This is a genomic window from Pseudomonas sp. Z003-0.4C(8344-21) (genome assembly GCF_900104975.1).
Classification (GTDB): domain Bacteria; phylum Pseudomonadota; class Gammaproteobacteria; order Pseudomonadales; family Pseudomonadaceae; genus Aquipseudomonas; species Aquipseudomonas granadensis.
In genome coordinates, this window is the sequence record NZ_LT629756.1 from 2,245,906 (window position 1) to 2,270,891 (window position 24,986).

At 61.7% G+C, this 24,986-nt stretch carries 28 protein-coding genes; 12 read left to right on the forward strand and 16 right to left on the reverse strand.

Features of this window, described 5'->3' with window-relative positions:
• The first annotated feature begins 15 nt into the window (after positions 1–15).
• Positions 16–831, forward strand: a complete 816-nt coding sequence (locus BLU24_RS10330) for an alpha/beta fold hydrolase (protein WP_093099788.1) — start codon at positions 16–18, stop codon at positions 829–831.
• Positions 832–967: 136 nt separating this feature from the next.
• Here BLU24_RS10330 and dsbG read toward each other — a convergent pair whose 3' ends face one another.
• The 4 genes from dsbG to BLU24_RS10350 all read right to left on the reverse strand — a co-directional run bounded on the left by dsbG (position 968) and on the right by BLU24_RS10350 (position 5,119).
• The gene (gene dsbG, locus BLU24_RS10335; RefSeq protein ID WP_093099791.1) at positions 968–1,738 is read right to left on the reverse strand and encodes a thiol:disulfide interchange protein DsbG; all 771 of its coding nucleotides are present in this window, start codon (positions 1,736–1,738) and stop codon (positions 968–970) included.
• Positions 1,714–2,595: a TlpA disulfide reductase family protein gene (locus tag BLU24_RS10340; protein ID WP_090284843.1), complete on the reverse strand. Its 882-nt coding sequence runs from the start codon at positions 2,593–2,595 to the stop codon at positions 1,714–1,716. Before BLU24_RS10340 ends, dsbG begins: the two co-directional genes overlap by 25 nt.
• Positions 2,595–4,328: a protein-disulfide reductase DsbD gene (dsbD, locus tag BLU24_RS10345; RefSeq protein WP_093099793.1), complete on the reverse strand. Its 1,734-nt coding sequence runs from the start codon at positions 4,326–4,328 to the stop codon at positions 2,595–2,597. Before dsbD ends, BLU24_RS10340 begins: the two co-directional genes overlap by 1 nt.
• Positions 4,329–4,426: 98 nt before the next feature.
• Positions 4,427–5,119: a hypothetical protein gene (locus BLU24_RS10350; RefSeq protein ID WP_093099796.1), complete on the reverse strand. Its 693-nt coding sequence runs from the start codon at positions 5,117–5,119 to the stop codon at positions 4,427–4,429.
• Positions 5,120–5,346: 227 nt separating this feature from the next.
• Between BLU24_RS10350 and BLU24_RS10355 the strand changes: the two genes are divergently transcribed.
• From BLU24_RS10355 to BLU24_RS10375, 5 genes are all read left to right on the forward strand, one after another.
• Positions 5,347–6,027, forward strand: coding sequence for a response regulator (locus tag BLU24_RS10355; RefSeq protein WP_090284837.1), 681 nt, complete (start codon positions 5,347–5,349; stop codon positions 6,025–6,027).
• Positions 6,027–7,349, forward strand: a complete 1,323-nt coding sequence (locus BLU24_RS10360; protein ID WP_090284835.1) for an ATP-binding protein — start codon at positions 6,027–6,029, stop codon at positions 7,347–7,349. Before BLU24_RS10355 ends, BLU24_RS10360 begins: the two co-directional genes overlap by 1 nt.
• A 213-nt stretch (positions 7,350–7,562) precedes the next feature.
• Positions 7,563–8,048, forward strand: coding sequence for a GNAT family N-acetyltransferase (locus BLU24_RS10365; RefSeq protein ID WP_093099799.1), 486 nt, complete (start codon positions 7,563–7,565; stop codon positions 8,046–8,048).
• 142 nt (positions 8,049–8,190) lie between these two features.
• Complete coding sequence (locus tag BLU24_RS10370; RefSeq protein WP_093099802.1) at positions 8,191–9,600, forward strand: aspartate aminotransferase family protein; 1,410 nt, start codon at positions 8,191–8,193, stop codon at positions 9,598–9,600.
• A gap of 83 nt (positions 9,601–9,683) precedes the next feature.
• A complete protein-coding gene (locus BLU24_RS10375; protein ID WP_053122206.1) occupies positions 9,684–9,908 on the forward strand; it encodes an MbtH family protein in 225 nt (74 codons plus the stop codon).
• A 182-nt stretch (positions 9,909–10,090) separates the two neighbouring features.
• Here BLU24_RS10375 and BLU24_RS10380 read toward each other — a convergent pair whose 3' ends face one another.
• Genes BLU24_RS10380 through BLU24_RS10415 form a run of 8 tightly spaced genes read right to left on the reverse strand, consistent with a single transcriptional unit; the run spans position 10,091 to position 16,354 of the window.
• The gene (locus BLU24_RS10380; protein WP_093099805.1) at positions 10,091–10,996 is read right to left on the reverse strand and encodes a metal ABC transporter substrate-binding protein; all 906 of its coding nucleotides are present in this window, start codon (positions 10,994–10,996) and stop codon (positions 10,091–10,093) included.
• Positions 10,997–11,896 carry a metal ABC transporter permease gene (locus tag BLU24_RS10385; protein WP_093099808.1) on the reverse strand — a complete coding sequence of 300 codons (900 nt, stop codon included), beginning with the start codon at positions 11,894–11,896 and terminating at the stop codon, positions 10,997–10,999. It abuts the gene before it with no gap.
• Positions 11,896–12,744 (reverse strand): metal ABC transporter ATP-binding protein, encoded by an 849-nt coding sequence (locus tag BLU24_RS10390; RefSeq protein ID WP_093099811.1) that lies wholly within the window; start codon positions 12,742–12,744, stop codon positions 11,896–11,898. The genes BLU24_RS10385 and BLU24_RS10390 overlap by 1 nt, the downstream gene beginning before the upstream one ends.
• Complete coding sequence (locus BLU24_RS10395) at positions 12,741–13,706, reverse strand: metal ABC transporter substrate-binding protein (protein WP_408003537.1); 966 nt, start codon at positions 13,704–13,706, stop codon at positions 12,741–12,743. Before BLU24_RS10395 ends, BLU24_RS10390 begins: the two co-directional genes overlap by 4 nt.
• Positions 13,706–14,281, reverse strand: coding sequence for a DUF6162 family protein (locus BLU24_RS10400; protein WP_093099814.1), 576 nt, complete (start codon positions 14,279–14,281; stop codon positions 13,706–13,708). Before BLU24_RS10400 ends, BLU24_RS10395 begins: the two co-directional genes overlap by 1 nt.
• Complete coding sequence (locus BLU24_RS10405; protein ID WP_093099817.1) at positions 14,278–14,619, reverse strand: hypothetical protein; 342 nt, start codon at positions 14,617–14,619, stop codon at positions 14,278–14,280. The genes BLU24_RS10400 and BLU24_RS10405 overlap by 4 nt, the downstream gene beginning before the upstream one ends.
• Positions 14,616–15,158: a thiamine pyrophosphate-binding protein gene (locus BLU24_RS10410; protein ID WP_093099819.1), complete on the reverse strand. Its 543-nt coding sequence runs from the start codon at positions 15,156–15,158 to the stop codon at positions 14,616–14,618. The genes BLU24_RS10405 and BLU24_RS10410 overlap by 4 nt, the downstream gene beginning before the upstream one ends.
• Positions 15,155–16,354, reverse strand: coding sequence for a PepSY-associated TM helix domain-containing protein (locus tag BLU24_RS10415; protein ID WP_090284814.1), 1,200 nt, complete (start codon positions 16,352–16,354; stop codon positions 15,155–15,157). The genes BLU24_RS10410 and BLU24_RS10415 overlap by 4 nt, the downstream gene beginning before the upstream one ends.
• Positions 16,355–16,754: 400 nt before the next feature.
• Here BLU24_RS10415 and leuC point away from each other — a divergent pair, with 400 nt between their 5' ends.
• Positions 16,755–18,173: a 3-isopropylmalate dehydratase large subunit gene (gene leuC / locus BLU24_RS10420; RefSeq protein WP_093099821.1), complete on the forward strand. Its 1,419-nt coding sequence runs from the start codon at positions 16,755–16,757 to the stop codon at positions 18,171–18,173.
• The gene (gene leuD, locus BLU24_RS10425; protein ID WP_093099823.1) at positions 18,170–18,784 is read left to right on the forward strand and encodes a 3-isopropylmalate dehydratase small subunit; all 615 of its coding nucleotides are present in this window, start codon (positions 18,170–18,172) and stop codon (positions 18,782–18,784) included. The genes leuC and leuD overlap by 4 nt, the downstream gene beginning before the upstream one ends.
• Positions 18,785–18,907: 123 nt before the next feature.
• Here the strand turns inward: leuD and BLU24_RS10430 are convergent, their stop codons facing one another.
• The 4 genes from BLU24_RS10430 to soxR form a co-directional block, all read right to left on the reverse strand.
• Positions 18,908–19,858, reverse strand: coding sequence for a LysR substrate-binding domain-containing protein (locus tag BLU24_RS10430; RefSeq protein WP_093099825.1), 951 nt, complete (start codon positions 19,856–19,858; stop codon positions 18,908–18,910).
• A 24-nt stretch (positions 19,859–19,882) separates the two neighbouring features.
• Positions 19,883–20,758, reverse strand: a complete 876-nt coding sequence (locus BLU24_RS10435; RefSeq protein WP_093099827.1) for an alpha/beta fold hydrolase — start codon at positions 20,756–20,758, stop codon at positions 19,883–19,885.
• A 223-nt stretch (positions 20,759–20,981) separates the two neighbouring features.
• Entirely contained in the window at positions 20,982–21,440 is a 459-nt protein-coding gene (locus tag BLU24_RS10440; RefSeq protein ID WP_093099829.1) for a VOC family protein, read from the reverse strand.
• 102 nt (positions 21,441–21,542) lie between these two features.
• The gene (soxR, locus tag BLU24_RS10445) at positions 21,543–21,995 is read right to left on the reverse strand and encodes a redox-sensitive transcriptional activator SoxR (RefSeq protein WP_093099831.1); all 453 of its coding nucleotides are present in this window, start codon (positions 21,993–21,995) and stop codon (positions 21,543–21,545) included.
• Positions 21,996–22,085: 90 nt separating this feature from the next.
• Here soxR and BLU24_RS10450 point away from each other — a divergent pair, with 90 nt between their 5' ends.
• The 4 genes from BLU24_RS10450 (at position 22,086) to BLU24_RS10465 (ending at position 24,939) form a co-directional block, all read left to right on the forward strand.
• Positions 22,086–22,451: an antibiotic biosynthesis monooxygenase gene (locus tag BLU24_RS10450; protein WP_090284802.1), complete on the forward strand. Its 366-nt coding sequence runs from the start codon at positions 22,086–22,088 to the stop codon at positions 22,449–22,451.
• A 130-nt stretch (positions 22,452–22,581) separates the two neighbouring features.
• Positions 22,582–22,851: a hypothetical protein gene (locus tag BLU24_RS10455; RefSeq protein ID WP_090284800.1), complete on the forward strand. Its 270-nt coding sequence runs from the start codon at positions 22,582–22,584 to the stop codon at positions 22,849–22,851.
• Positions 22,852–22,952: 101 nt separating this feature from the next.
• The gene (locus BLU24_RS10460) at positions 22,953–23,567 is read left to right on the forward strand and encodes a LysE family translocator (protein ID WP_093099833.1); all 615 of its coding nucleotides are present in this window, start codon (positions 22,953–22,955) and stop codon (positions 23,565–23,567) included.
• Positions 23,568–23,772: 205 nt separating this feature from the next.
• Entirely contained in the window at positions 23,773–24,939 is a 1,167-nt protein-coding gene (locus BLU24_RS10465) for an aminotransferase class V-fold PLP-dependent enzyme (protein ID WP_093099835.1), read from the forward strand.
• Positions 24,940–24,986: the final 47 nt, after the last annotated feature.

A 24,986-nucleotide genomic window follows, 5' to 3' on the forward strand; every position in this document is an offset into this window, starting at 1 on the left:
CGCGGGGGATGGTTGATGCCTTTTTTCACGGTTGACGGACAAGCGCTGCATTACACCGATCAAGGCGCTGGGCCGGCGGTGCTGCTGGCCGGCAGTTACTTGTGGGATCACGCCATGTGGGCGCCGCAGATCGCCGCGCTGGCGCCGCACTATCGGGTGATTGCGCTGGACCTGTGGGGCCATGGCGAGTCGGGGCGGTTGCCGGAAGGCACCTTGTCACTGGATGACATCGCCCGTCAGGCGCAAGCCTTGCTCGACCATCTGCAGATCGACCGCGTCACGCTGGTAGGCCTGTCGGTCGGCGGCATGTGGGGCGTGCGCCTGGCGCTTTCGGCGCCGCAACGACTCAACGGTCTGGTGCTGATGGACACGTACGTCGGCGTCGAACCCGAGCCGACCCGCCAGTACTATTTCTCGCTGTTCAAGCAGATCGAAGGCAGCGGCGAAATTTCCGAACAACTGCTCGATATCGTCGTGCCGATCTTCTTCCGTCCGGGCATCGATCCGCAGTCGGCGCTGTATCAGGATTTCCGCGCGAAACTGGCGGCGTACTCCTCGGATCGACTGCGCAACAGCATCGTGCCGATGGGGCGCATCACTTTTGGACGTGATGACTTGTTGCCACGCCTGGGCGAGCTGAATGCAGCAACAACGTTGGTGTTGTGCGGCGATCAGGACAAGCCACGCCCACCGGCAGAAGCCCGGGAAATGGCTGAGTTGATCGGCTGCCCATGCGTGCTGGTGCCGGAGGCGGGGCACATCTCCAATCTGGAGAATCCGCAGTTTGTGACTGAGGCGTTGTTGAGCTTCCTGAGCGAGCGCAACCTTTAGACCGAGTCATCGTTCATCGCGGGCACGCCCGCTCCCACAGAATTTGGTGTCGTACACGAAATTTGTGATTACCTCGGTCACTGTGGGAGCGGGCTTGCCCGCGAAGAGGCCGTTTCAGACGACAAAGAATCTGAAGTTATTCAGGCCCCAGAATCTTCACCAGCTTCTCTGCTGTCGGCGCCCCTTGCTGCTGTTGCAACTCACCCTTGTCGTCCATATAGAAGATCGCCGGTGTCGCCTGCAATTCAAGATCTTCCATCAACTGCATGTTCGCCGCCAGCTTGGTCTGCACCGCCACCGGAATATCCTTCAAGGCTTTGAGCGAGCTGCCCTTGCCAGCCTTTTCGTGATCTTCCAGCGCCTTGGCCGGGTCTTTCGCCGCCAGCAGCGCCGCCGATTTGCCCGGGCTGTCTTCGCGAATGATGCCGACCATGATGTGGCGCAATTGCACCTTGCCGGCTTTCACCCACGGCCGCGCCTGCTCCCAGAACATGTTGCAGTACGGGCAGTTCGGATCGCTGAACAAATACACCGTGCGCGGTGCGTCCTTGTTGCCGTCCTGAATCCAGTTGCTTGCCTCGAACTTGGCCCAGACTTCCTTGGCCATCGGCGCGTAGACCAGTTTTTGCAGAGGCTCGCTGCTCAAGTCCTTGCCGTCAGCGTCGTACAGATTACCCAGCAGCACGTGCTTGCCATCCGGCGTCAGGTACAGCGCCATGCCGCGATTCTGGTATTGCGCCGCATAACCACGCAGGCCGTCGGGGGCGTCAAATTGGCCGACGATCTTTGCGCCCTTGGCTTCGATCTGCTTGATCGCGGCGGGCAGTTCTTCAGCAGCCTGCACCGACGGCAAGTGCAGCAGGGCGCCGCTCAGGGTCAAGGTCAGCAGGTGGCGGAGGCGGGGCATGGCAGTTTCCTTGCAGAGGTGGCCGGTGCGGTGGCCGGGTTCGAATGGGGGATCGGCGTGTCGAAACTTTCCAGCGCACGGGCCAGGCTGGCGTTCGACAGTTCACCGAGGTGGCTGCTCAGCAGGCGACCGTCGGGGCTATAGAACAGCGTAGTCGGCAATGCCATCGAACCCACGGCCTGACCGAGGCGACCGCTGCGGTCGAACAGTACGTTGTTCAGGCTCAGGCCTTGGGTTTCGAGGAAAGTCGCCACGCTTTGCATGCTTTCGGCCTGGTTGACGAACAGGAAGGTCAGGTCCGGGCGTTGTTGTTGGGCATGTTCCAGTACCGGCATTTCGCGCCGGCACGGTGGGCACCAGGTCGCCCACAGATTGATCACCAGCGGCCCGCCCTGATAATCGCTGAGCTGGATGGTTTGCCCGGCCGCGTTGCGCAGGGTGATGTCCGGCAGACGGGTACCTTGTTCGTAAATATTCAGCGACAGCGTCGCCAGCAGCCAGAACGCCACACCGCTGGCCACGCCAAAGCCCAGCGGCCGGCGCAGCCCGGGACGGCGCCAGCCGCGATACAGCGCCGCCAGCAACAGCACGATCACCCCCGGCCAGGCGAGGAAACCGCCGTCACGCAGGTCGATGATCTGCCACGGGTCAGCGCGATAATGCGACCAGTACAGCGCGACAAAGGCCACCCGCGCAGCGAGCATGCCCAGCAAAAACAGGCTGAACAGTGCCGATTCGGGGTTATCGCCACCGCGCTTGGCCACCCGCCAGCCGACAAAAGTCGCCAGCGCCAGGGCGCTGATCAGCAGCAGATGGTTGAGCGCGATGGCAAAGGTGCCGAGGGTCAGAGTGAGCATTAATGGGCGTCTCGGGTAGCGTTCCAGCGTTGCAGGAATGTATCGGCATCGACTTCGCCGGTAATTCGCTGGCTGCGGCGTTCTTCACCGTCGGTGCCGATCCAGACGAAACTCGGTGGCCCCGGCACTTTGTAGCGGCTGAGCAGCTCACGGCTGGCGGCATTGTCAGCGGTGACATCGAGCCGCAGCAGGCGCACATCATTCAACGCCTGCATCACATTGGCCTTGCCGAATACCTGCTTCTCCATGACCTTGCACGACACGCACCAGTCGGCGTAGTAATCGAGCAGCACCCACTGGCCCTGCGCTTTGGCCGAGTCGAGTTCGCGCTGCAACGCCGCCGGCTCCTTGATCGTGGTGAACGCGTCATGCCCGGCTGGCGTTACCGAACCGGCACGGCCAGCGCTGTAGACCTGCAACGGTTGATACGGGTCGTCGCTGCCGCCGGCCGCGCCAATCACCAGCAGGCTGCCCCACAACCCGAGCAGCAGCGAAGTGGCACCGAACAACTGCGCGACGCGGCCAAAACCTTCGGACTGTTTCCAGGCGCAGAACGCGGCGATCAACAGCAATGCACCGCACAGGCCCAGCCACAACGACGCATCGAGTACCGGGCGCAGCATCAACAGCGCAGTGGCAAGAAAGAGGAAACCGAACACGCCTTTGAGCAGGTTCATCCACGCGCCGGGTTTGGGCAGGAAGCGGTTGCCCACGGTCACCAGCAACAGCAACGGCACACCGATACCGATGCCCAGCGAGAACAGAATCAAGCCACCGTGCAGGGCATTGCCGGTCTGCGCGATATACAGCAGAGCGCCGGCCAGCGGTGCGGTCATGCACGGGCCGACCAGCAGACCGGACAGCGCACCGAGCATCCCGGCGCCGATCAGGCTGCCACCGCTGCGACTGCGTGAGGCATGTTCGAGGCGATCACGCAGGGCCACCGGCAGTTGCAGTTCGAAGAAGCCGAACATCGGCAGGGCCAATATCACGAAAATCGCCGCGAACGTGCCGAGCAACCAGGGGTTCTGCAACCACGCCTGCAGGTTCGCACCGAGTAGCGCAGCAATGACGCCCATCGCGGCATAGACCAATGCCATGCAAATCACGTAGCTGCCGGCCAGAGCAAAGCCGCGCCGCGGTGTGGCGCCGCTGCCGACCACCATGCCGGCGAGAATCGGCAGCATCGGCAAGGTGCACGGGGTAAAGGCCAATAACAGACCGAGGCCGAAGAACACCAGCAGACTCCAGCCCAGGGCGCGCTGTTGCAGGCTGCTGGCCAGTGCCTCGTCCGCTGCCTGCGCGCCCGGCGCAACGGTCGCCTTGCCGCCAAGATCAATCACGCGGGTTTGCGGTGGATAACACAGACCGGCATCGGCACAGCCTTGATAGCTGACCTTGATCTGACCGCTGGCGGATGTCGGAATTTTCACTTCCAGACCCTGACGGTAGACCGGTTGCTCGCCGAAGAACTCGTCGCTGTGGGACTCGCCTTCAGGCAGCTTCGGCTGCTGATCGGCGGTGAGCCCGTCGAACTTCAAGCGTTTCTGATACAGGTAATAGCCGTCGCTGATCTGCCAGAACAGCTGGGTTTCCCCGGACTCGAGACGTTCGGATGTCAGCACGAAAGCTTTGTCGACCGGCAAGAATTCCGGTTTCGTATCGAATGGATTGTTTCCGGCCTGGGCCAGACCCGAGACCAAGAGAGCGAACAAAAGAAAAAAATGACGCATGGAGGAGCCTTGTCCCTGTGCAAGTGAGCGCAGAATGGGCGGCGGCGATTAACCGATAATTAACCCGTATCGTACAAGGCTCTCTCTTGCTCGGCCAATCAGCCGCGCAGCAGTCCGGGCCAGTTCGCTTCGTTGATCGTGTGCGGGCCGGAGACCAGTCGGTCGCTCTGGATGTTGTAAACCAGATACTGATTGTTGGTCAGAAAGATGTACCAGTGGCTGTCGGCGAACGTCCGGTCATTTTGTGCGGCGGTAACGATGCGGTCTTTGTAGGGTTTCAATACGCCCAGTTGATATTCGCCGAACGGCTTGCGCGTCAGGGTTTTTGCTCTGTAATTGAACGACAGATAATGGCCGTCATTGAGAATGAAGCGAAACAGAAACGCTTGCCCGGTCAGTTGAAACCAGGTGCCGGCAATGATCTGGTCGAAGTACGGCAGTATCGGTTTCCATATCGAATCGGCGACTTTCTGAAAACTGGCAACCGCATCTTTGTCCTGGTCGTATTTGCAGACCATGGGCGTTGCGCCCTGGTAATGGAATAACCACGCGATGTCTTCATCGCCCGGGGCGTTGAAGCCGATTGACGTGGTGGTGAAACCGAAGCGCAGGTCTTTGATGAACGGGTCGAATTTGTCCCAGCTGCCAGCCGTAGAGGCAGGGTAGTTATCGGAGACCTTATTGGCGCCCAGATCAAAGCGAGAGTAGGTCTCGCTGTCCTTGAAAAAGAAATAAATGCGATCCGGGCCGGCACGCCAGTCGATGGCGACGAAGTTTTGTAGTTGAGGCATGTGAATCAAGTCCTTTTGACTGTGGGTGAAACATCAGCGCCAAGGCTAAAACAGCGGTGTTCGGCGAAACAGGCGCGAAGTGTTTCCGTATCGGTGTACGTATTTAAGAAAGTTTCCGGCCTGGTTTGCCTTCCCTCCAGGTTCGGCTTCCCGTCAATGCTGCTGGCGGCCATAATTGCCGCTTAATCCTCGCCTGCTTCACTCGCCTTTTTATTTTCGGAGCGCCCATGCACGTACTGGTTTGCGAAGACGATGAGCTGATCGCCAGCGGCATCGTTGCCGGCCTCACGGCTCAGGGTTTGACGGTCGAGCACGTCAACACCGCATCGAAAGCGCGGGCGATGCTCAAGGTCGCCGAATTCGACGTGATGGTGCTCGACCTCGGTCTGCCCGACGAAGATGGCCTCAAGTTGCTCCAGCAATTGCGACAGGGCGGGCTGGAGATTCCGGTGCTGATACTGACCGCGCGCGACTCGGTGACCGACCGCGTCGACGGCTTGCAGGCCGGGGCGGACGATTACCTGCTCAAGCCGTTTGACCTGCGTGAGCTGTTCGCGCGTCTGCAAACCCTGTTGCGTCGGGTGGCCGGACGCAGCGTCAACCTGATCGAGCACGGCGCGCTGACCTACGATCCCAGCAGCCGCGAAACCACTCTGGCCGGGCAACCGGTCGACTTGTCACGGCGCGAGCAGGCATTGCTCCAGGCGCTATTGCACAATCGTGGCCGGGTGCTGTCCACCGAGCAGTTGAAGGACAGCGTCTACGGCTTCAACGATGAACTGGAAAGCAACGCGCTGAACGTGCACATCCATCATTTGCGCAGCAAGCTGGGCAAGGGCATCGTCGAAACCGTGCGCGGTCTGGGCTATCGTCTTGGTCCGGCCGACGGTGGAGAGCAAGGCAAGTGATGAGTCTGCGGTTGCGCCTGAGCCTGACCCTCGGCGCCGCGTTTGCCTTGATCTGGGCGCTGGCGGCGGCGTGGATGCTCAGTGATCTGCGCAATCAGATGATGTTTTCCCTCGATCAGCGACTGGTCGCATCGGCGCGGATGGTCGCCGGCCTGCTCGAGCAGTTGCCAGCGCTGCCGAGCAAAGGCGAGGGCACTCATTTCAGCGCCGAGCAACTGAATATTCCCGGCGGCATGGCCTGTCAGGTCAGTTCCTTGCGCGGGGAAATCCTTGCCCGCAGTCATAACAATCCGGACCAGGCGCTGGAAGCCGAGAAAATGGGCTTTCATGATCAGATGATTGATGGCGCACCGTGGCGCAGTTTCACCCTCGCGCGGGGTGATGTGCGGATTACCACAGCCGATCGGCAGATTGAGCGTGAGGCGCTGAACATGTCGATCCTGTTGGCGGCGTCGGTGCCGGTCGGTGTGGCGCTGCTCGGTTGTCTGTGCCTGTTGTGGCTGGGCATCGGCCAGGGGCTGGCGCCGCTCAACCGCTTGCGTGAAGCGCTGATGCGGCGCAACGCCGATTCGCTTGAGCCGTTGCAGATTCAGGCGTTTCCCAGCGAGTTGAAACCATTGCTGGAAACCCAGAACCAGTTGTTCCAGCGCATCGGCAAGACTCTCGAACGTGAACGACGCCTGACCGGCGACGCCGCGCATGAACTGCGCAGCCCGCTCACCGCGATCAAGACCCACCTGCAAGTTGCCCGAATGACCGATGGCAACGCTCGCGATCAGTCGTTGGCGCGGGCCGAGGAGGGCGCCGATCGCCTGCATCGCACCCTCGAGCAGTTATTGTTGCTGGCGCGAGTCGAGGGCAGCCTGTCGTTCGATGACGGCTCGCAATACAGCGCCGAACAAGTCGCACGCCTGGCGATTCAGGACGCCACTGGCGGCGAGCGCACGCGCATCCAGCTGCAGCTGCCGACTGATCTGTCCACAGCGCCGCTGCAGATGCCCGCCGCGCTGGCGATTGCCGCGCTGCGTAATCTGCTCGACAACGCCCTGCGCCATACCGCCGAGGAATGCAGGGTCGAGTTGAGTCTGATAACCGTCGGCAACCGCGTGCGATTCGTCGTCCGCGATCATGGTCCGGGAATTGCCCCGGATGATCTGCAACACCTGACGCAACGCTTCTGGCGCAACGGCCAGAGCACCGGTTGCGGCCTCGGTCTGGCGATCGTTCAGGCGATCGTCCAGCGCTGCGACTGTGCGCTGCATTTCGACAGTCGCGCGGATGGCTTGCGGGTTGAGCTGACCATGCCGTTGCAACGCGTCTGAACCCAGCACAATCCCAAGGAGCGAGCCTGCTCGCGATAGCGTCCTGTCAGTTGATGATGCGGTCGACTGACGGACCGTCATCGCGAGCAGGCTCACTCCTACAAAGGCTCGGTGTTCTGACACATCAAATGTAACTTCTCGGCGTTCGCTATCCGCTCGGGGTGGGCGTAAGGTCGACGCAGCTTTGACTCAATGGATTGAGGGAACTGCGCCATGGAAGCGTCCATCTGCATCAGCCCGGCCACCCTGGCCGACGCCGGCCTTATCAGCCGTATCATCGAACGTTCGATCCGCTTTGGCTGTGCGCACGATCACCGCAACGACCCTTCACTCGTCAGCCGCTGGCTCGGCCTGCAATCGACCGATGTCATCAGCGCCCGGCTCGCCGACCCGCAGTTTTACCTGTCCATCGCGTTGCTTGATGGCAAACCGGTCGGCGTCGGCATGGCGAACGATGTCGGCGAGATTCTGCTGTGTCATGTCCAGCCGGAATCGTTTCGCCGCGGGGCCGGGCGCGCGTTGATGGGGGATCTGGAGGGTTGGCTGCTGATTCGTGGTGTGCTGCAGGCGCAGCTCAATAGCACGCGTACGGGCCAGGCGTTTTATCGGCATCTGGGCTATCGCGCAGCCACTGCGCTTTGCCAATGCCATGGCTTGCAGGTGCAGCCCATGCACAAGCCTTTGGTGTTGCCGGTCTGACAACCCGGTCAAGGGCTAAATCCTCGACGCCCTTAAGCGTTTCCAGAACAGGAAAACCTGCCAGTGCGCCCCTTGACCGGAACGCGCAGTTGTCCGGCGTGCCGTTTGGGTCGCTATCCATAGTTCATTGAGGGGTCGAGAAATGTCAGTCGCCACCAGCCTTATCGAAGAGTCGGTCCGGGTTACCTCGGCGCCGGTCGAAACGTTGTACCAGTTCGAAGAATCGCCACTGCTCGCGCGCCAGGCGCAACAGGAGTCGAATGCGCGCAGTTATCCGCGGCGCATTCCGCTGGCGCTCAAACGCGCCAAGGGCCTGTATGTCGAAGACGTCGAGGGTCGCCGCTTCATTGACTGCCTGGCCGGCGCCGGTACGCTGGCGCTGGGGCACAATCACCCGGTGGTGATCGAGGCGATCCAGCAGGTGCTGGCTGATGAATTGCCATTGCACACCCTCGACCTGACGACGCCGGTCAAGGATCAGTTCGTCCAGGACCTGTTCGGCCTGCTGCCACCGGCGCTCGCGGCGCAAGCAAAAATCCAGTTCTGCGGGCCGACCGGCACTGACGCGGTGGAAGCCGCGCTGAAACTGGCGCGCACGGCCACGGGACGGAGCACGGTGTTGTCGTTTTCCGGTGGTTATCACGGCATGAGTCAGGGCGCTTTGAGTCTGATGGGCAGCCTGGGCCCGAAAAAACCGCTGGGTGCCTTGCTCAGCACCGGCGTGCAGTTCATGCCGTTCCCGTATGACTACCGTTGCCCGTTCGGCCTCGGCGGTGCGGCGGGGGTGAAAGCCAACCTGAGTTACCTGGAAAGCCTGCTCAACGACCCCGAAGCCGGTGTGCAATTGCCCGCCGCGGTGATCGTTGAAGCGGTGCAGGGCGAGGGCGGCGTTATTCCTGCCGATATCGAGTGGCTGCAAGGGCTGCGCCGGATCACCGAGCAGGCTGGCGTGGCCTTGATCGTCGACGAGATCCAGAGCGGTTTCGCCCGCACCGGCAAGATGTTTGCCTTCGAGCACGCCGGCATCATTCCGGATGTGGTGGTGCTGTCGAAAGCCATCGGCGGCAGCCTGCCGCTGGCGGTGGTGGTCTATCGCGACTGGCTCGACACCTGGCAGCCGGGCGCTCACGCCGGCACCTTCCGCGGCAATCAGATGGCCATGGCAGCCGGTTCTGCGGTGATGCGCTATCTGCTCGAACACAAGGTCTGCGAGCACGCCGCCGCCATGGGCGCAAGACTGAGCGAGCACCTGCACATCCTGCAACGCGACTTCCCGCAACTGGGCGATATCCGCGGCCGCGGCCTGATGCTTGGCGTCGAACTGGTCGACCCCAACGGCGCAGTGGATGCCCTTGGCCATCCGCCGGCATTTGCTCGTCTGGCGCCACTGGTGCAGCGCGAATGCCTCAAGCGTGGCCTGATCCTCGAGTTGGGCGGGCGGCATGGCGCGGTAGTGCGGTTCCTGCCGCCATTGGTGATCACCGCCGCCGAGATCGACCGCGTCGCCGAGATCTTCGGCCGCGCTTTGGCGGCGGCGACGGCGGCACTGTAAATTTTTCGCCGCGCCGAACGTTCTTTCTACATACCCGGCTGCACCGCGCGTGCGGCCCACCCTTACAACGATGGAGAAGCAGCATGACGTCAGTATTCGACCGCGAGGACATCCTCTTTCAAGTCGTGGTCAACCACGAAGAGCAATACTCGATCTGGCCGGATTACAAAGCCGTACCAGAGGGCTGGCGCACCGTCGGCAAGAGCGGCCTGAAAAAGGAATGCCTGGCCTACATCGAGGAAGTCTGGACCGACATGCGCCCGCTGAGCCTGCGTCAGAAAATGGAAGCGCAGGTCGCTGCCCAGTAAATCCGGGGCAAAAGAAACCCGCTGGACCTCTTAGGGGCAGCGGGTTTTTTTATGTGTTGGATTTGTATTGCTCGGGCGGACCTCATCGCCAGCAGGCTAGCTCCCACAGAGGATTGCCGGTGAACACAACCCCTGTGGGAGCCAGCCTGCTGGCGATGAACGATAACCCGGTCAGACTGAAATTACACTCCGCTCAACCCTTTGATCAGCGCATCCACGTTGCCTTCCAGTTCCGCCACCGGATCCACCGCATCGGTGCTCAATACCAGCAAGCGGCTGCCCGATTCGGCAATCGCCGCCGTCACCGCTTCCGATGGCTGACGATGATGCAGCACCACCGCGACGTCGTTGTCCTTGAGGATCGCCGTGAGTTTCTTCAGATCCTCAGCCGTCCATTCTGCGTCGGGTCGCGCATCCTGACCGATCAGCTCCAGATTGAGGCTGCCGATCAGATAGCCGAAGTGATCGCTCAAACTCATCACGCTGAGGTTATCTGCACGGGCCAGGCTCGCCTCGCTATCGGCGCTGAGCTTGAGCAAGCGTTGTTTCAGCGTCGCCAGATTCGCCTCGATTTTCGCTTTGGCGCCCGGTGCCAGGCGCACCAGATCGGCGGCCATTACATCGGCCATGCGTCCCATGTTGTTGCTGGCCAGCCATGGCTGACTGTTCAAACCATCGACTTTGAGATCTGGCTGTACGGCAATGCCGGGCAGGGCGCCGTCGACCGGGCGCGCCGCGTCGACTTCGACGATGCGGATATTGCTGCGCCGGGCGATCGGGTACAGCTGATCATCCGGCCACAGCGAGCGCACGCCTATCACCGCATCGGCATCGCTGGCCAGTTTGCTCAGGGCCGGCGCGCCACGCCCGGTGAAGTAGGCGCTCTGCCGGCTGCCCGGCAGGTTCGCCGGTGCCGCACGTTCAAGACTGACATCCGTGCCGTTGAGCAGAATCTCGCCCAGACCATAGGTAATCGGCAACGAGGCCAGGACCCGCAGCGGTTTGGCGCTTTCGGCGGCCAACAACGGCGTGCTGACCATGCCGCACAGGGCCAGGGCCAGGGTCATTTTGCGCAGTGAAAAGATCATTTATCCAAGATTCCCTTTCAGGCTGGGGACAACGCCGCGGGCAACGGCGGCGAGGGCGAAGGCGATGCCGGCGACCAGAATGATCGCGGCGCCGGACGGGATCGGCAGATCGAATACGATCGGCGCGAGAATCCCGCACAGCGTGCTGACCGTGGCGATCAGCACCGAACACCAGAAAAAGCCCTTGAGCGACTGGCTGAGCAAGCGGGCAGCGGCAGCCGGAATCACCAGCAAGGCACCGACCAGAATCGCGCCGATAACTTTTACCGCCGCTACGGTGATCAAGGTCACCAGAATCACGAACAGATAATCCAGGGTCTTCACCGCTACGCCACGCACCGCCGCCAGTTGCGGGTTGAAACTGGCCAGCATGATGCGGTTGTACAGCGGCAAGGCGAGGGCCATGACCAGCGCGCCGACAATCGCCAACACCGCAATGTCGTTGCCGTTGACCGTCAGCACCGAACCGAACAGCACGTTCTCGAGAATGTGCACGTTGATCTTGCCGGCGAGAATCAGCAGCAGACTTGCCCCCAATGCCAGCGACACCGAAAGGAACACGCCGATCAACGTGTCCGGTGCCAGACCCGTGCGGTTGCGCAGATAGTTGAGCAGGATGCCGAACAGCAGGCAGTAGCCGAACAGGGCGCCATAGGGGCCGGTGTAAGGTTCGCCGAGCAGAATGCCGATGGCCACACCGGTCAACGCCGCGTGGCCGACGGCTTCGGAGAAAAACGCAAAGCGCTTGACCACCACCAGCGTGCCGAGGCCGCCGAGCACCGGGCCGATCAACAGGCCGGCGAGCAACGCATTGACCACAAACCCGTAGGCCAGCGCTTCCGGCAAATAACCGGAAGAGGCCCAGCCTTGCACCATCAAACGAAAGGCTTCGTAACTCATCAGGCAGCGCTCCGTGGATGGGTGGAAAACAGGCTGAGCAGCCGTTCCGGCGTCAGCGCCTGTTGCGGCGTGGCGTCGAACAGCACGCGACGATTGAGCCCGGTGACCTGATCGGCCAAACGGCCGACCGCTTCCAGATCGTGCTCGATCCACAGCACCGTAATACCCGCCGCGCGCCAGTCACCGAGCAGGCGTTCGAATACCTGAATCCCGGCCTCATCGAGGGCCGACATCGGTTCATCCAGCACCAGCAGTTGCGGCGCCGGAATCAGCCCCTGCGCGAGCAAAACGCGCTGACGTTCGCCACCGGACAGTGCGCCCATGCGCCGCTTGCGCTTGTCCTGCATGCCGACGCGCTCCAGCGCCTCACCGATGGAGGCAGCGTAGCGCTTGCTCAAACCAAGGAATGCCGGGCGGCGCTGACACATCGCCGCCATGAAATCGTCGACCGTCATCGGTAAACCGCGATCGAACTCCAGCGCCTGCGGCACGTAACCGATGGTGCCGGGCGCACCGGGCCACTGCAGACTGAGCTGGCCCTGATGGGGCATCTGCCCAAGCAAGGTCTTGATCAGCGAACTCTTGCCGCCGCCGTTCGGGCCGACCAGCGCATGCACGCTGCCGGGCTTCACCTGGAAGGTGACCTTGTCGAGAATGGTCGTGCGGCCCAGCGTCAGTGAGACTTCCGCAAAATCCAGCGTCGGCCCCGTAACCTGTAGGGGTGAGCCTGCTCGCGATAGCGGTGTGTCATTCAACAATGATGTTGGCTGACCCGGCGCCATCGCGAGCAGGCTCACTCCTGCAGGGGATTTGGTGTTTTCTGAACAGAGGGTTTCCTTTGAAGTCATGCGCCAGACTCCTGAATCGCGCGAACCACGGTGTTGAGGTTGCCGGTCATTTCCTTTTCGTACTTGTCGGCGGTGTATTCGCCATAGGAAATGTGCGACAGCGGATATAGCTTCACCCCGGACTCACGCTGAATGGTGTCGACATAAGTGGACGGGAAATCCATCTCCGAAAAGATCACCTTCACGTCCAGCTCGCGCAGTTGATCGATGGTCTTTTTCAACTGACTCGGGCTTGGCTCGATGCCGTGGGCCGGCTCGACCACCGCGGTGACCTCCAGGCCAAATTCGCGCAGCAGGTAGTCATACGCCGCGTGCACCGTGGCGACGCGCAATTCGGCGTTGGGTGCCTGGGTCAGTTTCGCCAGAGCGTCGGCGCGCATCTGTCGCAGGCGTTTGCCATAGGCGCGAGCGTTCTGCGTGTAGGTCTTGGCGTTGTCCGGGTCGAGTTTGCCCAGTTCGCGGGCGATGTTGTTGACCTGGGCGATGGAAGCGCTGATCGACAGGAACGTGTGCGGATTGACCACCTTGCCGGCGCCGCGCGCGGCCACCCCGGTGGCCGCCAGCAGCGGGACGTTTTCGTTGGCTTCGATGGTCTTGATGTTCGGTGTTTCGCTGGCGGCGATCATGCGGTCGGCGAAGTCGTCATGGCCGACGCCGTTGAGCACGATTACATCCAGTCCGCTGATGCGCTTGATGTCCTCGGCGCGCGGCTCATAGGCGTGCGGGTTGAAACCGGCGGGAATCAGCGGCACCACTTCGGCCTTGTCGCCGACGATGTTCGCCACATAGCTGTAATACGGGTGCAGGGTGATGCCGATGCGCAGGCGCTTGGCCTGGTCGGCGCTGACCAGCGGGCTGAGCAGGCAGGCGCAGAGGCCGAGCAGAAACGAACGCAGCAACGGACGGCGAGGTAATGAAATGGACATGGGCAAGCAGTCTTCTCTCGAAAATGGGCGAGGCATCAATGGCGATGTTCGCGGGTTACCCCGGCATCGTATTGCGCGACAATCTGTTTCCAGCCAGCGGCGGCGAGGGCCGCGTCGGTCAATTCGGCCGGTGTTTGAAGATCCGCGCCACGGTTGAGCCAGATGTCCGGCGCCGCCTGGTCATCGCTGCTCAGGCGCATCAGGAACGAACCGGCGACGCTGGTCGACTGGCTGTGACCGAAGTAGGCGGTGTCGCCCAGCAGTTGCCAGACGTGTCCGCCGCGGCTGACCGAACTCGCATCGCGGGCAAACGGCGCAAACCCTTCGTCCGCCAGAGTTTGCGGCGTCGGCAGCGCTTGCTGTTCTTCACGCAGCAGACGGATTTCATCGAGGGTCACGCGCAGATCGGCATAGATGCCTTGTTCGGACGCGGTGAGGTCGCGGCGGGCGTCGAGCTGATTGCTGGCCACCGGCGCCGGCTCATGGGACACCCCGCGCCAGGCCACCACGGAACCGGCAATTGCCAGAATCAACAGGCACAGCAGCAACACATTCAGGGTTTCATGTCCGGCACCGGCCGGGCGCACGACTTGCGTGGTTGGCGTACTCATGGGGCCTGGATATCCGCTTGGTCGATTTCGACCACATGGCCGGGGCCAGCGTCGAACAGTACGTAGAATTCGGCGCCGGGCTTTTTGAAGGTCAGGGTCGAATCGGCGCCGAGCTTGCCCGGCACCAGGATGGTTTCGTCGTAGCCGATCACATCGAGAGTCACCCCCGGGGCGCCGCTGCCGTCGGAAAAGCCGCCGGTGCATTTGATCTGTTCGGCGTCGATGGCTTTGCATTCGCACATCGGGTTATGCGCCAGCGCGCTGCTGCTGAAAGCGGCGCTCAGCACCAGCAACGCGGCGTTGAAGTGCAGGCGTGAAGCACGTTGAAAGCGAGTCATGGTCGGGCTCCTTGTTTGTTCAGCCAGTCGAGGGTGGCGGGCGAGGCCTGGCTCAGGGGAATAGAGGCCTGATGCATGCTGCCGTCCCAGCCTTCCATGGTGATCCACAGTTCGGCATCGGCTTTGGTTTTTTCCGGCACCGGCAATTGCGCGCCCATGCGATAGGGCGTGCCGAAGAACAGCGCGCCGGCTGCGCGCAGGCTGCGCGGTTTGCCGATCCGCAGGTAGGTCGCCTTGACCTGGTCGATGCAGGCATCGCAGAGCGCAGCGTTGAAACCTTTCATGTAGCCGGCCGGGCCTTCCAGGCGTGGCGCTTCGTTGCGCAGTTCGGCCAGACGCAGGCTCCAGGGGCCGACGGCAATTTCGCCGACTTCGCGCTCACCCAGACCGATATCGCCGCGAAACAGCGCGGCATCGGCGAAGTATTTGGGCATGAAGCCCAGCGGAATCAGCAACAGCAGAACGTTGATGTGGAAGCGCCATTTATGCCAGAACCGGCTCAGGCGCGAGGGTTGCGGTGCCGCAATGGACTTGCTCACGGGTTGACCTCCGCAGGTTCACGATTGATGGCCGGTTGCGCCGTCACACGGGTTTTCTTCGATTCACGCTTGAGCGCATTGGCGGTGGCCAGTGCAGTGCGTTTGGTCCAGATCAACAGGCCGCTGAGCACCATCATGCTCAGCACCAGACCGAAGAAGAACCAGATCAGCTTGATCCACAACCCGCCGAAGTCGCCGGTGTGCAGGGGGCGCATGGATTCGGTGACGAACTCCAGCGCAGTGCGATCGGACAACAGTCGCGAAGCGGCCAGATCACCATTGAACGGGTTGAGCGTGGCGGACTGGAACATCAGCGGATACCAGCCACGGCCACCGAGGTTCATATGGCTGTAGGCATTGCCCGGCAGGCTGACAAAGCTGACTTCCAGGCCGGGGATTTTCTGCTGTGCGACTTCAATCGCGCGGTCGAGGCTGATGCGTGGCGGTGGTGTGCCATCGGCAGAAATCGGCACCGCTTCACGGGCCATCGCCGGAATGACCGGCTCGCTGGAAATGGAAATGTGATTGTCGAACAGCAGCGCTTCGATCAGGAACCAGATGCCGGTGATCGAGATCACCGCGATGAACCAGATCGACCAGATGCCGCTGAGGCGGTGGAAATCGCCCCAGAAGATCCGCGCACCGTGACGAAAGCGCAGGGTCGGGCGGAAGAAGCCTTTCCAGAAGCGTTTATAGACCACCAGCCCGGTGATCAGCGAAGCCAGCAACGGCAAACCGAGGAACGACACCAGATACCAGCCCCAACTGAAGCCGTTAGTGAACGGCACCAGCCACCAGCCATGCAGCGCACGGGTGAAGGCTTTGAAGTTGAAGTCCGGCGCGCCGCCCTGAATGACCCCGGTATAGGGATTGACGTAAACGGTCTGCGAACGCCCGTCGGGGTAGCTGACGTTGACGTCGAGGGCAAAATGCGACTCGTCGGGCCGGCTGATGCGCTGCACCACGGTTTGCGGTTCGGCTTGTTTGATCGCGGCCAGAATCTGGTCGTAGCTGAGCCGTGGCGCATCGTCTGCCGGCTGGCTGGCGCGCATCTGCGGGTTGGCCAGCCAGACGATTTCCTGGCTGACTACCGCCAGCGTGCCGGTGACACAGACGATCAGCACAAAGAACCAGATGGGCAAAGCGAGCCAGCTATGCACCAGGAACCACAGTTTGGAACGGGATTTCTTCGACATGGTTGCGCGTCTTGTTTTCGGTGAAAGGGGCATGACTACGGGCTTCGCAGCGCTGTTTCCCTGGAAGGTCCGGCCGTGGCTTTTGCCTACGCGGCAGGCCTGCATCTATATAGGACGGATGAGCGCGGCAAATCCCGATAAACGATATGAAAGAAAATGTTTCGCGTTTCCACCAAGCGCAACCGCCCTGTAGGAGTGAGCCTGCTCGCGATAGCGGTCTGTCAGACAGAGCAACTCCGACAGATACACCGCGATCGCGAGCAGGCTCACTCCTACAGGGGATCTGTTTGTGTCTGGATCGAACACGCTTCATGAATGACGCCATCACCGTCTGCCAATTGATGGCCCGTGCATGCTCCCTATGATGGGCATCACCGGATTCCCTGATGAGCGCCCCGTGATGACCGCCAGAACCCTCTACGCCAAACACATCGACTCGCACACGGTTTGTCGTCTCGACGATCAGGGCCATGTGCTGTTGTATATCGATCGCCAGGTGATCAACGAATACACCAGCCCGCAGGCCTTCAGCGGTTTGCGTGCGGCCGGGCGCAAGGTGTGGCGGCCGGGCACGGCGCTGGCGGTGGTCGATCACGTCAACCCGACTGCGCCGCTGCGGATTGCCGCCATGCCCGACGCGGGCGGCGCCCGGCAAGTGTCCTATCTGGCAGAAAACTGTCGGGACTTCGGCATCGAATTGCTCGACATCCTCGACAAGCGTCAGGGCATCGAACATGTGATCGCCCCGGAGCAGGGCTTCATTCTGCCGGGCATGGTGATTGCCGCTGGCGACAGCCACACCACGACCTACGGCGCCCTCGGTGCGTTCGGTTTTGGCATCGGCACCTCCGAGATCGAGCACCTGCTGGCGTCACAGACACTGATCTACAAACGCCTGAAAACCCTGCACGTGACCATCGACGGCGCGCTGGCACCGGGCCTGACCTCCAAAGACGTGATCATGGCGCTCATCGGCCGGATCGGCGCTTCCGGGGCCAGCGGCTACGCGATCGAATTCTGCGGCTCGACCATCGCTGGCTTGAGCGTCGAGGCGCGCATGACCATTTGCAACATGGCGGTCGAGGCCGGTGCGCGCGGCGCGTTCATGGCGCCGGATGACAAGGTGTTCGCCTACCTCAAGGGCAAGCCGCGTGCACCCACGGGCGCGTTGTGGGAGCAGGGCGTGGAAAAGTGGCGTGAGCTGCGCAGTGATCCGGGCGCGGTGTTTGACCGCGAGATCCACCTCGATGCCAGCGTCCTCGAGCCGATGGTCACCTGGGGCACCAGCCCGGATCAGGCGGCAGCCATTGGCGCGCGTGTACCGGACCCGCAAGCGATCAGCGATCCGATCCTGCGTCAGGACATGCGCCGCGCCCTCGATTACATGGGCCTCGAAGCGGGCATGGCGCTCAGCGAGATCGCCATCAGCCACGCCTTTATCGGCTCGTGCACCAATGCGCGCATCGAAGATTTGCGCGACGCCGCCCGCATCGTCGATGGCCGGCGAGTGGCCGGGCACGTGCGGGCGATGATCGTACCCGGTTCCAGCGAAGTCCGCGCCCAGGCTGAGGCGGAAGGGCTGGCGCGGATCTTTATCGACGCTGGCTTCGAATGGCGCCAGTCCGGTTGTTCGATGTGCCTGGCGATGAACGACGATGTGCTCGCGCCCGGCGACCGCTGCGCCTCCAGCACCAACCGCAATTTCGAAGGCCGTCAGGGCGCCGGGGCGCGCACCCACCTGATGAGCCCGGCGATGGTCGCCGCCGCAGCGATCAGCGGCCGACTCACCGATGTCCGCGATTTTGGAGAACGCCCATGAGCCTGCAACCCTTCACGCAAGTCAGCGGCCAGGCCGCGCCGTTGCTGGCGGCCAATATCGACACCGACGTGATCATGCCCAAACAATTCCTCAAGGGCATTGATCGCCAGGGTCTGGATCGCGGGGTGTTCTTCGATCTGCGCTTTCTGCGCGATGGCCGGCCCGACCCTGATTTCGTGCTGAATCAACCGGCGTGGCAGGAGGCGAAGTTTCTCGTGGTCGGGCCGAATTTCGGCTGCGGCTCCAGCCGTGAACATGCCGTGTGGGGGTTGCAGCAAATGGGCATCCGCGCGCTGATCGGCAGCAGCTTTGCCGGGATCTTCTACGACAATTGTCAGCGTAACGGCGTGTTGTTGATCACCCTGGACGAGGCGCAGGTGCAGCGGATTGGTCGGCTGGCCAGACAGCCGGAAACGGCTCGGATCAGCATTGACCTTGAGGCGCAGCAGATCAGCCTGGCCAATGGCTCGGTTGTGGGTTTTGAGATCGACACCTTGCGCAAAAGCGCGTTGCTGCTGGGACTCGATGCGATCGGCAGCACCTTGCAGCGGCGCGAGCAGATCGAGGCCTTTGAGCGCAAGCATCTGGCCAGCAACCCATGGCTCGCCTGACTCACCACTAATCCCCTTGTAGGAGTGAGCCTGCTCGCGATAGCGGTTGATCAGTCAGTGTTGCTGTGTCTGACACACCGCTATCGCGAGCAGGCTCACTCCAGGGGATGGTGGTGTTTGCAGTTACAGCGACAAGCTTTTGAAATGCTCTTGCAGAAACTCCACACACGCGCGCAATTTCCCCGAATGCGCCAGGCGCGTCGGGTACACCACCCAGACGTTGGCGCTCTGGCTGTAAGCGTCGAGCACCTGCACCAGACGCCCTTGCTCCAGCAGCGTTTTCACGTCCCACAATGAACGCAGCAGAATCCCGCGGCCGTCCAGCGCCCATTGCAGGACGATCTCGCCATTGTTCGAGGACAGCGGCCCGCTGACCCGCACGTCTTTCACGCCGTTGTCGCCCTCCAGATTCCAGATGCCGAAAGCGTTGTCGCGCTCCTTGATCACCAGGCAGTCATGCGCTTGCAGGTCCTCGAGGGTCTGCGGTGTTCCGCGGCGTTGCAGGTAAGCGGGGGCGGCGCACAGCACGCGGCGATTACTGACCAGACTGCGGCCGATGTGCTGGCCGGGAAGGTCATCGCCCACGCGAATCTCCAGATCGAAACCTTCGTCGATGATATCGACCACCCGGTCAAACAGGTCGAGACGAATCTCCAGTTGCGGATAACGTTCTGCCAGTAGCGACACCGCCGGCGCTACGTGATTGCGGCCGAAGCCGAAGCTGCTGCAGATGTGCAAACGCCCACGCGGGCTGGCGTGGGCGTCGGACAATTCGTCGTGCAATTGCTGAAAGTCATCGAGAATGCGCAGCGCCCAACGTTGCACGCGCTCGCCATCTTCGGTCAGCGAGACGCGACGGCTGGTGCGGTGCAGCAAACGCGTGCCGAGGGTGCTTTCGAGAATCTGGATGCGTTTGCTGACATAGGCCGGTGACAGCCCCAACTCATCCGCCGCGGCAGCGAAACCGTTCTTGCGAATCACCGTGAGCAGTACACGCAGATCTTCAGGCAGGGGCAAGGCGTCTTTATTCCGGGACATGGCAAAACGGGCACTGGCGGGACGAGCCGCCAGCATAGCACCGCGCTGTGCAGGCGCGGCTCAACGCAGAAACGCCAGCGCTTCGGCCAGCAGTAATTCGGGGACTTCTTCGGCGATGTAATGGCCGGCGGGCAAGGCCTGGCCGCTGACATTGGCGGCTACCTGTTGCCATTCCTTCAGCGGATCGAAGCAATTCCCGACGGTGCCTTCCGCGCCCCACAGCACGCGCAACGGCAGATTCAGTCGATGTCCGGCGGCGATATCGGCGCGATCATGCACCAGATCGATGCTGGCGCTGGCGCGGTAATCCTCGCAGAGGCCGCGCGCACTGCCCGGTTGTCGCAGGCAACGCAGGTATTCGCCAAACGCCTCATCGGTGAACGGCTTGAACCCGGCACTGCGACTGCCCATGACACTGCGCAGATAGCCTTCAGGATCGGCTTCGATCAGGGTTTCCGGCAGTGGCGCCGGGCGGATCAGGAAGAACCAGTGCCAATACGCGCGGGCGAAGGCTTCGTTGGTTTGCGCATACATTGACAGGGTCGGCGCAATGTCCAGCAGCATCATGCGTTGCACGGCCTCGGCGTGGTCGAGCGCCAGACGATGGGCGACCCGCGCGCCGCGGTCGTGAGCGAGGATCGAGAACTGCGCCAAACCCAGCGACTGCATCAACTCGACATTGTCGCGAGCCATTTGCCGTTTCGAATAATTGCTGTGCGCGTCATCCGCAGGCGGACGGCCGCTGTCGCCATAACCGCGCAAATCGGCGGCGACCACGGTGAAATGCTCGGCCAGTTGCTCGGCGATCTTGTGCCAGATCACATGGGTCTGCGGGTGGCCATGCAGCAGCAATAATCCTGGGCCGCTGCCACCGATGCGGTAAGCAATGTCGACGCCGTTGACGTGACGCTGGTCTTTGCGGAATCCGGCGAACATCGGGTGAGTCCTTCTTTCAGGGTTCTTGTTGGATGCATCCTGAAATTGTCCGGAGTGTGTGGCAAGGGCTAAAGCGTGGTGAGCAGGTTCATGAACTGTGTTCAGGGAGTTTTGAGTTGCCTTTGCCGGCGCTATCGCGAGCAGGCTCACTCCTACAGTTGAAATGCATTCCAAGTGTAGGAGTGAGCCTGCTCGCGATAGCGCCGGTGCAGACACCGAACGCTCAACTCTGCTGAAACATCTCCATCGCCCGCTGCTTGATTTGCTCTTCAGTCAAATCCTCCTTGTGCGTAGCCAGGAACCACAGATGCCCATAGGGATCCTTCAACGTCCCGCTGCGATCGCCATAAAATTGATCCTGGACCTCGGACACCGTCGTCGCCCCGGCGTCCAGCGCCTGTTGAAACGATCGATCAACATCGGTCACATACAGATGCAAACCGACCGAAACCGCTTGCTCCGGATTGCTCAACGGCCCCTGATCGCAGGGCGAGCCGAGCATGATTGCGCTGTCGCCAATGCGCAGCTCGGCGTGACCGATGGAGCCGTCGGGCATGGCCAGGCGCATGACCTCGGTGGCGCCGAAGGCTTCTTTATAGAAATCGATGGCCTCGGCGGCTTTGTGAATGCCCAGGTACGGGGTAATGCTGTGATACCCCTCGGGAATGGGTTTGACGCTCATGACGTTCTCCCTGATTTTGTTCTACGGAATGGGCTCCACCAGACGGGTGGAAAAACCACTATAGAACGCTCGGCGCAGTGCAGACGTTTGCCCGACGAGCCGTCAATCGTTGGGAAAATGCGGCCCCGGACCCTGTTCACCGAGCACATCGCCGTGATTGCGCAGCGGGCAGGCCTCCATCGACAAACAGCCGCAACCGATACAACCGTCGAGGCGGTCACGCAGTAACAGCAATTGTTCGATGCGCTCATCCAGCTCCTTCCGCCAGCGCTCGGAGAGGATCTTCCAGTCGGCTGCCGTCGGCGCGCGATCATCCGGGAGCATTTGCAGCGCGTCGCCAATTTGCGCCAATGGAATGCCCAGGCGCTGCGCCACTTTGATCAGCGCCACCCGGCGCAGCACCTCACGCCCATAGCGGCGTTGATTGCCCGCGTTGCGCTGGCTCTTGATCAAGCCTTTGGTTTCATAAAAATGCAGCGCCGTGACCGCGACGCCGCTGCGCGCCGCCACTTCACCGACGGTCAACGGTTTACGCACCTGTTCTTTACTGATCATTGGAAACAGCTCTTGACCTTGACTTAACTGGAGGTTTTACCCTGCTGGCCTTCGAGTCGCAAGATTCGCCTGACGATGAGTGGGGACACCATGCAAGCATCCGCGCAAAACCGCAGCTTCACGCAATTGATCGAATTTGAAATCGAACCGCTCCAGCAGCCAGCCCTGGTGGCGGAACTGGCGCTACAAACCGAGCGCCTGGCCCAGCGTTATGCAGGATTTGTCAGCGCGAGTGTGCAAGCCAGCGACGATGGCCGGCGCGTGCTGGGGTTTCTGCAATGGCAGACCCGCGAGGCGGGGGAGGCGGCGTTTCGCAGTTTCGAGACCGGTGAGCAGGATTTCTGGCAACTGATCCGCCGTCATCGGGCGAAAACCATCACCTTCAATTCGTTCCAGGTGCTCAGCAGCATCGCGCGTAGCCACGATGACGCGCTGCATTGCCGGTTGCTCGGTTAGGCCGATTTGGCGATTCATTACTGGCCGTGGCGAATTACTGATAGCCACTATTGAGAGCGTTGATTTCTGCGCGAGCGTGCCGCGGCGTAGCCTTTCTACATCGACCAACACTGCTCGCCAGGACGCTCCCATGAATCGTTTACTGACTGTTTCGCTGCTGCTCGCTGTTTCCGTACTCGCCGGATGTGCCGGCCATGTCGCGCCGGAATTGCGCCCTTACACCGCCGAAGAGTCCCGCGAACTGGCGCTGGAAGCACTGAACCGCAGCGGCCTGTCCTTCGACGAATACCACGCGAAAAAAGCCGCGCTGCTGGGACAGCCACAGAAATCCTACGGGTTCGATCAGCAAGGCGAAATGAGCGCTGAGCGTGCCGTACAGCTGCACGGTCGCCCAAGCTGAAACGCAACTGTACTGCTGCAAGTTTTCCGCAACTGTCCGTGGGCCGGGCGGGCGCAGTGGGATAGGGTCTACCTCTGAATGACCCTGACGGACTGCCCGCTATGACCCTCTCGCTTGATCTGCTGTTGGGCTTTGCCCTGTTTGCCCTTGTCACCTCGATAACGCCGGGGCCGAACAACACCATGTTGTTGGCATCGGGGGTGAACTTCGGCTTCAACCGCACCATTCCACACATGCTCGGCATTACCTGCGGCTTCTTCGTGCTGGTCGTTGCGGTGGGCTTTGGCCTGGGCGCGGTGTTTCAGAACTATCCGTTGCTTTACACGGTTCTTCGCTACGTCGGCGCGGCGTATCTGTTGTATCTGGCGTGGAAAATCGCCCACTCGGGGCCGGTTGGTGACAGCGTCGAAGGCGAGGCCAGGCCGATCAGCTATCTCGGTGCCGCGGCGTTTCAATGGGTCAACCCGAAAGCCTGGATCATGGCCATCGGCGCGATCAGCACCTACACGCCAATGCAGGGTTATTTCATTAACGTTGTGGTGATCGCTGCGGTGTTCGCCATCATCAACTTGCCAAGCGTCGGTGTCTGGGCCGCCTGCGGAACCCTGTTGCGCAACGTACTGAAGGAGCCGCGCTGGTTGCGCGTGTTCAACTGGGGCATGGCCGCGCTGCTGGTGATTTCCCTGTACCCGTTACTTCTCGAAAGCTTTAGCTGACGCATTGCTTCAACCGCAGGCCGGATGCCTGTTAAGCTCGGCTTCAGGAGCGTTCCTACGCACTTTTAAATGAAGTTGTCCTTCTTTAACGGCATCCGATCAGGTATTGATGACGCTCTCGAACCGACGCGCAGCTCACAAGGCTGCGCCGTGCCGTTTGCAGACACGAGCCTCCTGATCCCGGAACACGCTCTGCGAGTCTTTTATGAACACACGTCCGTTGTATTTCGATTACGCCGCCACCACCCCGGTGGACGAGCGGGTCATCCAGGTGATGATCGAGTGTCTGGGTTTTCACGGCAATTTCGGTAACCCGGCCTCCAGCTCCCATGCCTTCGGCCAGCAGGCCCGGCACACGGTCGAGCAGGCGCGCCGGCAAGTCGCCGGACTGGTCGGCGCCCAAGCCGAGCAGATCGTCTGGACCTCCGGCGCCACCGAATCCAACAACCTGGCCCTCAAGGGCGTGGCGCAGGCGCGCGGTGTGCCTGGCGGCCACATCATTACCAGCCAGATCGAACACAAAGCCATCCTCGATACCGCCCGCCAGTTGCAGGACAGCGGCGTCGCCGTGACCTGTCTGGTGCCCGACGCCAATGGTTTGATCACTGCGCAGGCGGTCAGCGAAGCGATGCGCGATGACACTTTTCTGGTGTCGCTGATGCTGGTCAACAACGAGTTGGGCACCGTCAATGATGTTCAAGCGATTGGCGAAGTCGTGCGGGCCCGCGGGGCGTTGTTTCACGTTGACGCCGCGCAGGGTGCCGGCAAAGTCGCCATCGATCTGGGGCAATGGCCGGTGGATCTGATGTCGTTTTCCGCGCACAAACTCTATGGCCCCAAAGGCATCGGCGCGTTGTACGTCGGCCCGCGCGCGCAGCAGCGTGTGCAGGCGCAGATTCACGGCGGTGGTCACGAAGGTGGGTTGCGTTCCGGGACGTTGGCAACTCACCAGATTGCCGGCATGGGCGCCGCGTTTGCCTTCGCCGCCGAAGCCTTCGACGCAGAGAAAACAACCATTGTCGCGCTGCGCCAACGCCTGCTCGAACAATTGCTGAGCCTGCCGGGCGTACGCCTGAACGGCTGTGCCACCCAGCGTATCCCCCACACCTTGAGCCTGACCTTCAGCGAAGGTGAATTCAACAGTGCGGCGTTGAGCCAGTCGATCGCTTTTTCCGCGACGTCGGCGTGTAATTCGGCAAGTAACGCGCCGTCTCACGTGCTGCTGGCACTGGGGCATGACGCGCATCTCGCCGGCCGTACAATCCGCTTGAGTCTTGGCCGCTTCACCACCGCCGAGGATGTCGACAAGGCTGTTGAACTGATCAAGAGCGCCTGCGCCAGTGCCCCGGCCTTCTGGGCAACAGGCCTTTAAACGAGCCGGATAAACGGCTACGAACAATAACGATGAAGTGGTTAGCA

Bases quoted from the DNA above. Each gene is read 5' to 3' on its own strand.
- BLU24_RS10330 (WP_093099788.1), top strand. From the start codon at position 16: ATGCCTTTTTTCACGGTTGACGGACAAGCGCTGCATTACACCGATCAA.
- dsbG (WP_093099791.1), bottom strand. From the start codon at position 1,738: ATGCCCCGCCTCCGCCACCTGCTGACCTTGACCCTGAGCGGCGCCCTG.
- BLU24_RS10340 (WP_090284843.1), bottom strand. From the start codon at position 2,595: ATGCTCACTCTGACCCTCGGCACCTTTGCCATCGCGCTCAACCATCTG.
- dsbD (WP_093099793.1), bottom strand. From the start codon at position 4,328: ATGCGTCATTTTTTTCTTTTGTTCGCTCTCTTGGTCTCGGGTCTGGCC.
- BLU24_RS10350 (WP_093099796.1), bottom strand. From the start codon at position 5,119: ATGCCTCAACTACAAAACTTCGTCGCCATCGACTGGCGTGCCGGCCCG.
- BLU24_RS10355 (WP_090284837.1), top strand. From the start codon at position 5,347: ATGCACGTACTGGTTTGCGAAGACGATGAGCTGATCGCCAGCGGCATC.
- BLU24_RS10360 (WP_090284835.1), top strand. From the start codon at position 6,027: ATGAGTCTGCGGTTGCGCCTGAGCCTGACCCTCGGCGCCGCGTTTGCC.
- BLU24_RS10365 (WP_093099799.1), top strand. From the start codon at position 7,563: ATGGAAGCGTCCATCTGCATCAGCCCGGCCACCCTGGCCGACGCCGGC.
- BLU24_RS10370 (WP_093099802.1), top strand. From the start codon at position 8,191: ATGTCAGTCGCCACCAGCCTTATCGAAGAGTCGGTCCGGGTTACCTCG.
- BLU24_RS10375 (WP_053122206.1), top strand. From the start codon at position 9,684: ATGACGTCAGTATTCGACCGCGAGGACATCCTCTTTCAAGTCGTGGTC.
- BLU24_RS10380 (WP_093099805.1), bottom strand. From the start codon at position 10,996: ATGATCTTTTCACTGCGCAAAATGACCCTGGCCCTGGCCCTGTGCGGC.
- BLU24_RS10385 (WP_093099808.1), bottom strand. From the start codon at position 11,896: ATGAGTTACGAAGCCTTTCGTTTGATGGTGCAAGGCTGGGCCTCTTCC.
- BLU24_RS10390 (WP_093099811.1), bottom strand. From the start codon at position 12,744: ATGACTTCAAAGGAAACCCTCTGTTCAGAAAACACCAAATCCCCTGCA.
- BLU24_RS10395 (WP_408003537.1), bottom strand. From the start codon at position 13,706: ATGCCTCGCCCATTTTCGAGAGAAGACTGCTTGCCCATGTCCATTTCA.
- BLU24_RS10400 (WP_093099814.1), bottom strand. From the start codon at position 14,281: ATGAGTACGCCAACCACGCAAGTCGTGCGCCCGGCCGGTGCCGGACAT.
- BLU24_RS10405 (WP_093099817.1), bottom strand. From the start codon at position 14,619: ATGACTCGCTTTCAACGTGCTTCACGCCTGCACTTCAACGCCGCGTTG.
- BLU24_RS10415 (WP_090284814.1), bottom strand. From the start codon at position 16,354: ATGTCGAAGAAATCCCGTTCCAAACTGTGGTTCCTGGTGCATAGCTGG.
- leuC (WP_093099821.1), top strand. From the start codon at position 16,755: ATGACCGCCAGAACCCTCTACGCCAAACACATCGACTCGCACACGGTT.
- leuD (WP_093099823.1), top strand. From the start codon at position 18,170: ATGAGCCTGCAACCCTTCACGCAAGTCAGCGGCCAGGCCGCGCCGTTG.
- BLU24_RS10430 (WP_093099825.1), bottom strand. From the start codon at position 19,858: ATGCTGGCGGCTCGTCCCGCCAGTGCCCGTTTTGCCATGTCCCGGAAT.
- BLU24_RS10435 (WP_093099827.1), bottom strand. From the start codon at position 20,758: ATGTTCGCCGGATTCCGCAAAGACCAGCGTCACGTCAACGGCGTCGAC.
- BLU24_RS10440 (WP_093099829.1), bottom strand. From the start codon at position 21,440: ATGAGCGTCAAACCCATTCCCGAGGGGTATCACAGCATTACCCCGTAC.
- soxR (WP_093099831.1), bottom strand. From the start codon at position 21,995: ATGATCAGTAAAGAACAGGTGCGTAAACCGTTGACCGTCGGTGAAGTG.
- BLU24_RS10450 (WP_090284802.1), top strand. From the start codon at position 22,086: ATGCAAGCATCCGCGCAAAACCGCAGCTTCACGCAATTGATCGAATTT.
- BLU24_RS10455 (WP_090284800.1), top strand. From the start codon at position 22,582: ATGAATCGTTTACTGACTGTTTCGCTGCTGCTCGCTGTTTCCGTACTC.
- BLU24_RS10460 (WP_093099833.1), top strand. From the start codon at position 22,953: ATGACCCTCTCGCTTGATCTGCTGTTGGGCTTTGCCCTGTTTGCCCTT.
- BLU24_RS10465 (WP_093099835.1), top strand. From the start codon at position 23,773: ATGAACACACGTCCGTTGTATTTCGATTACGCCGCCACCACCCCGGTG.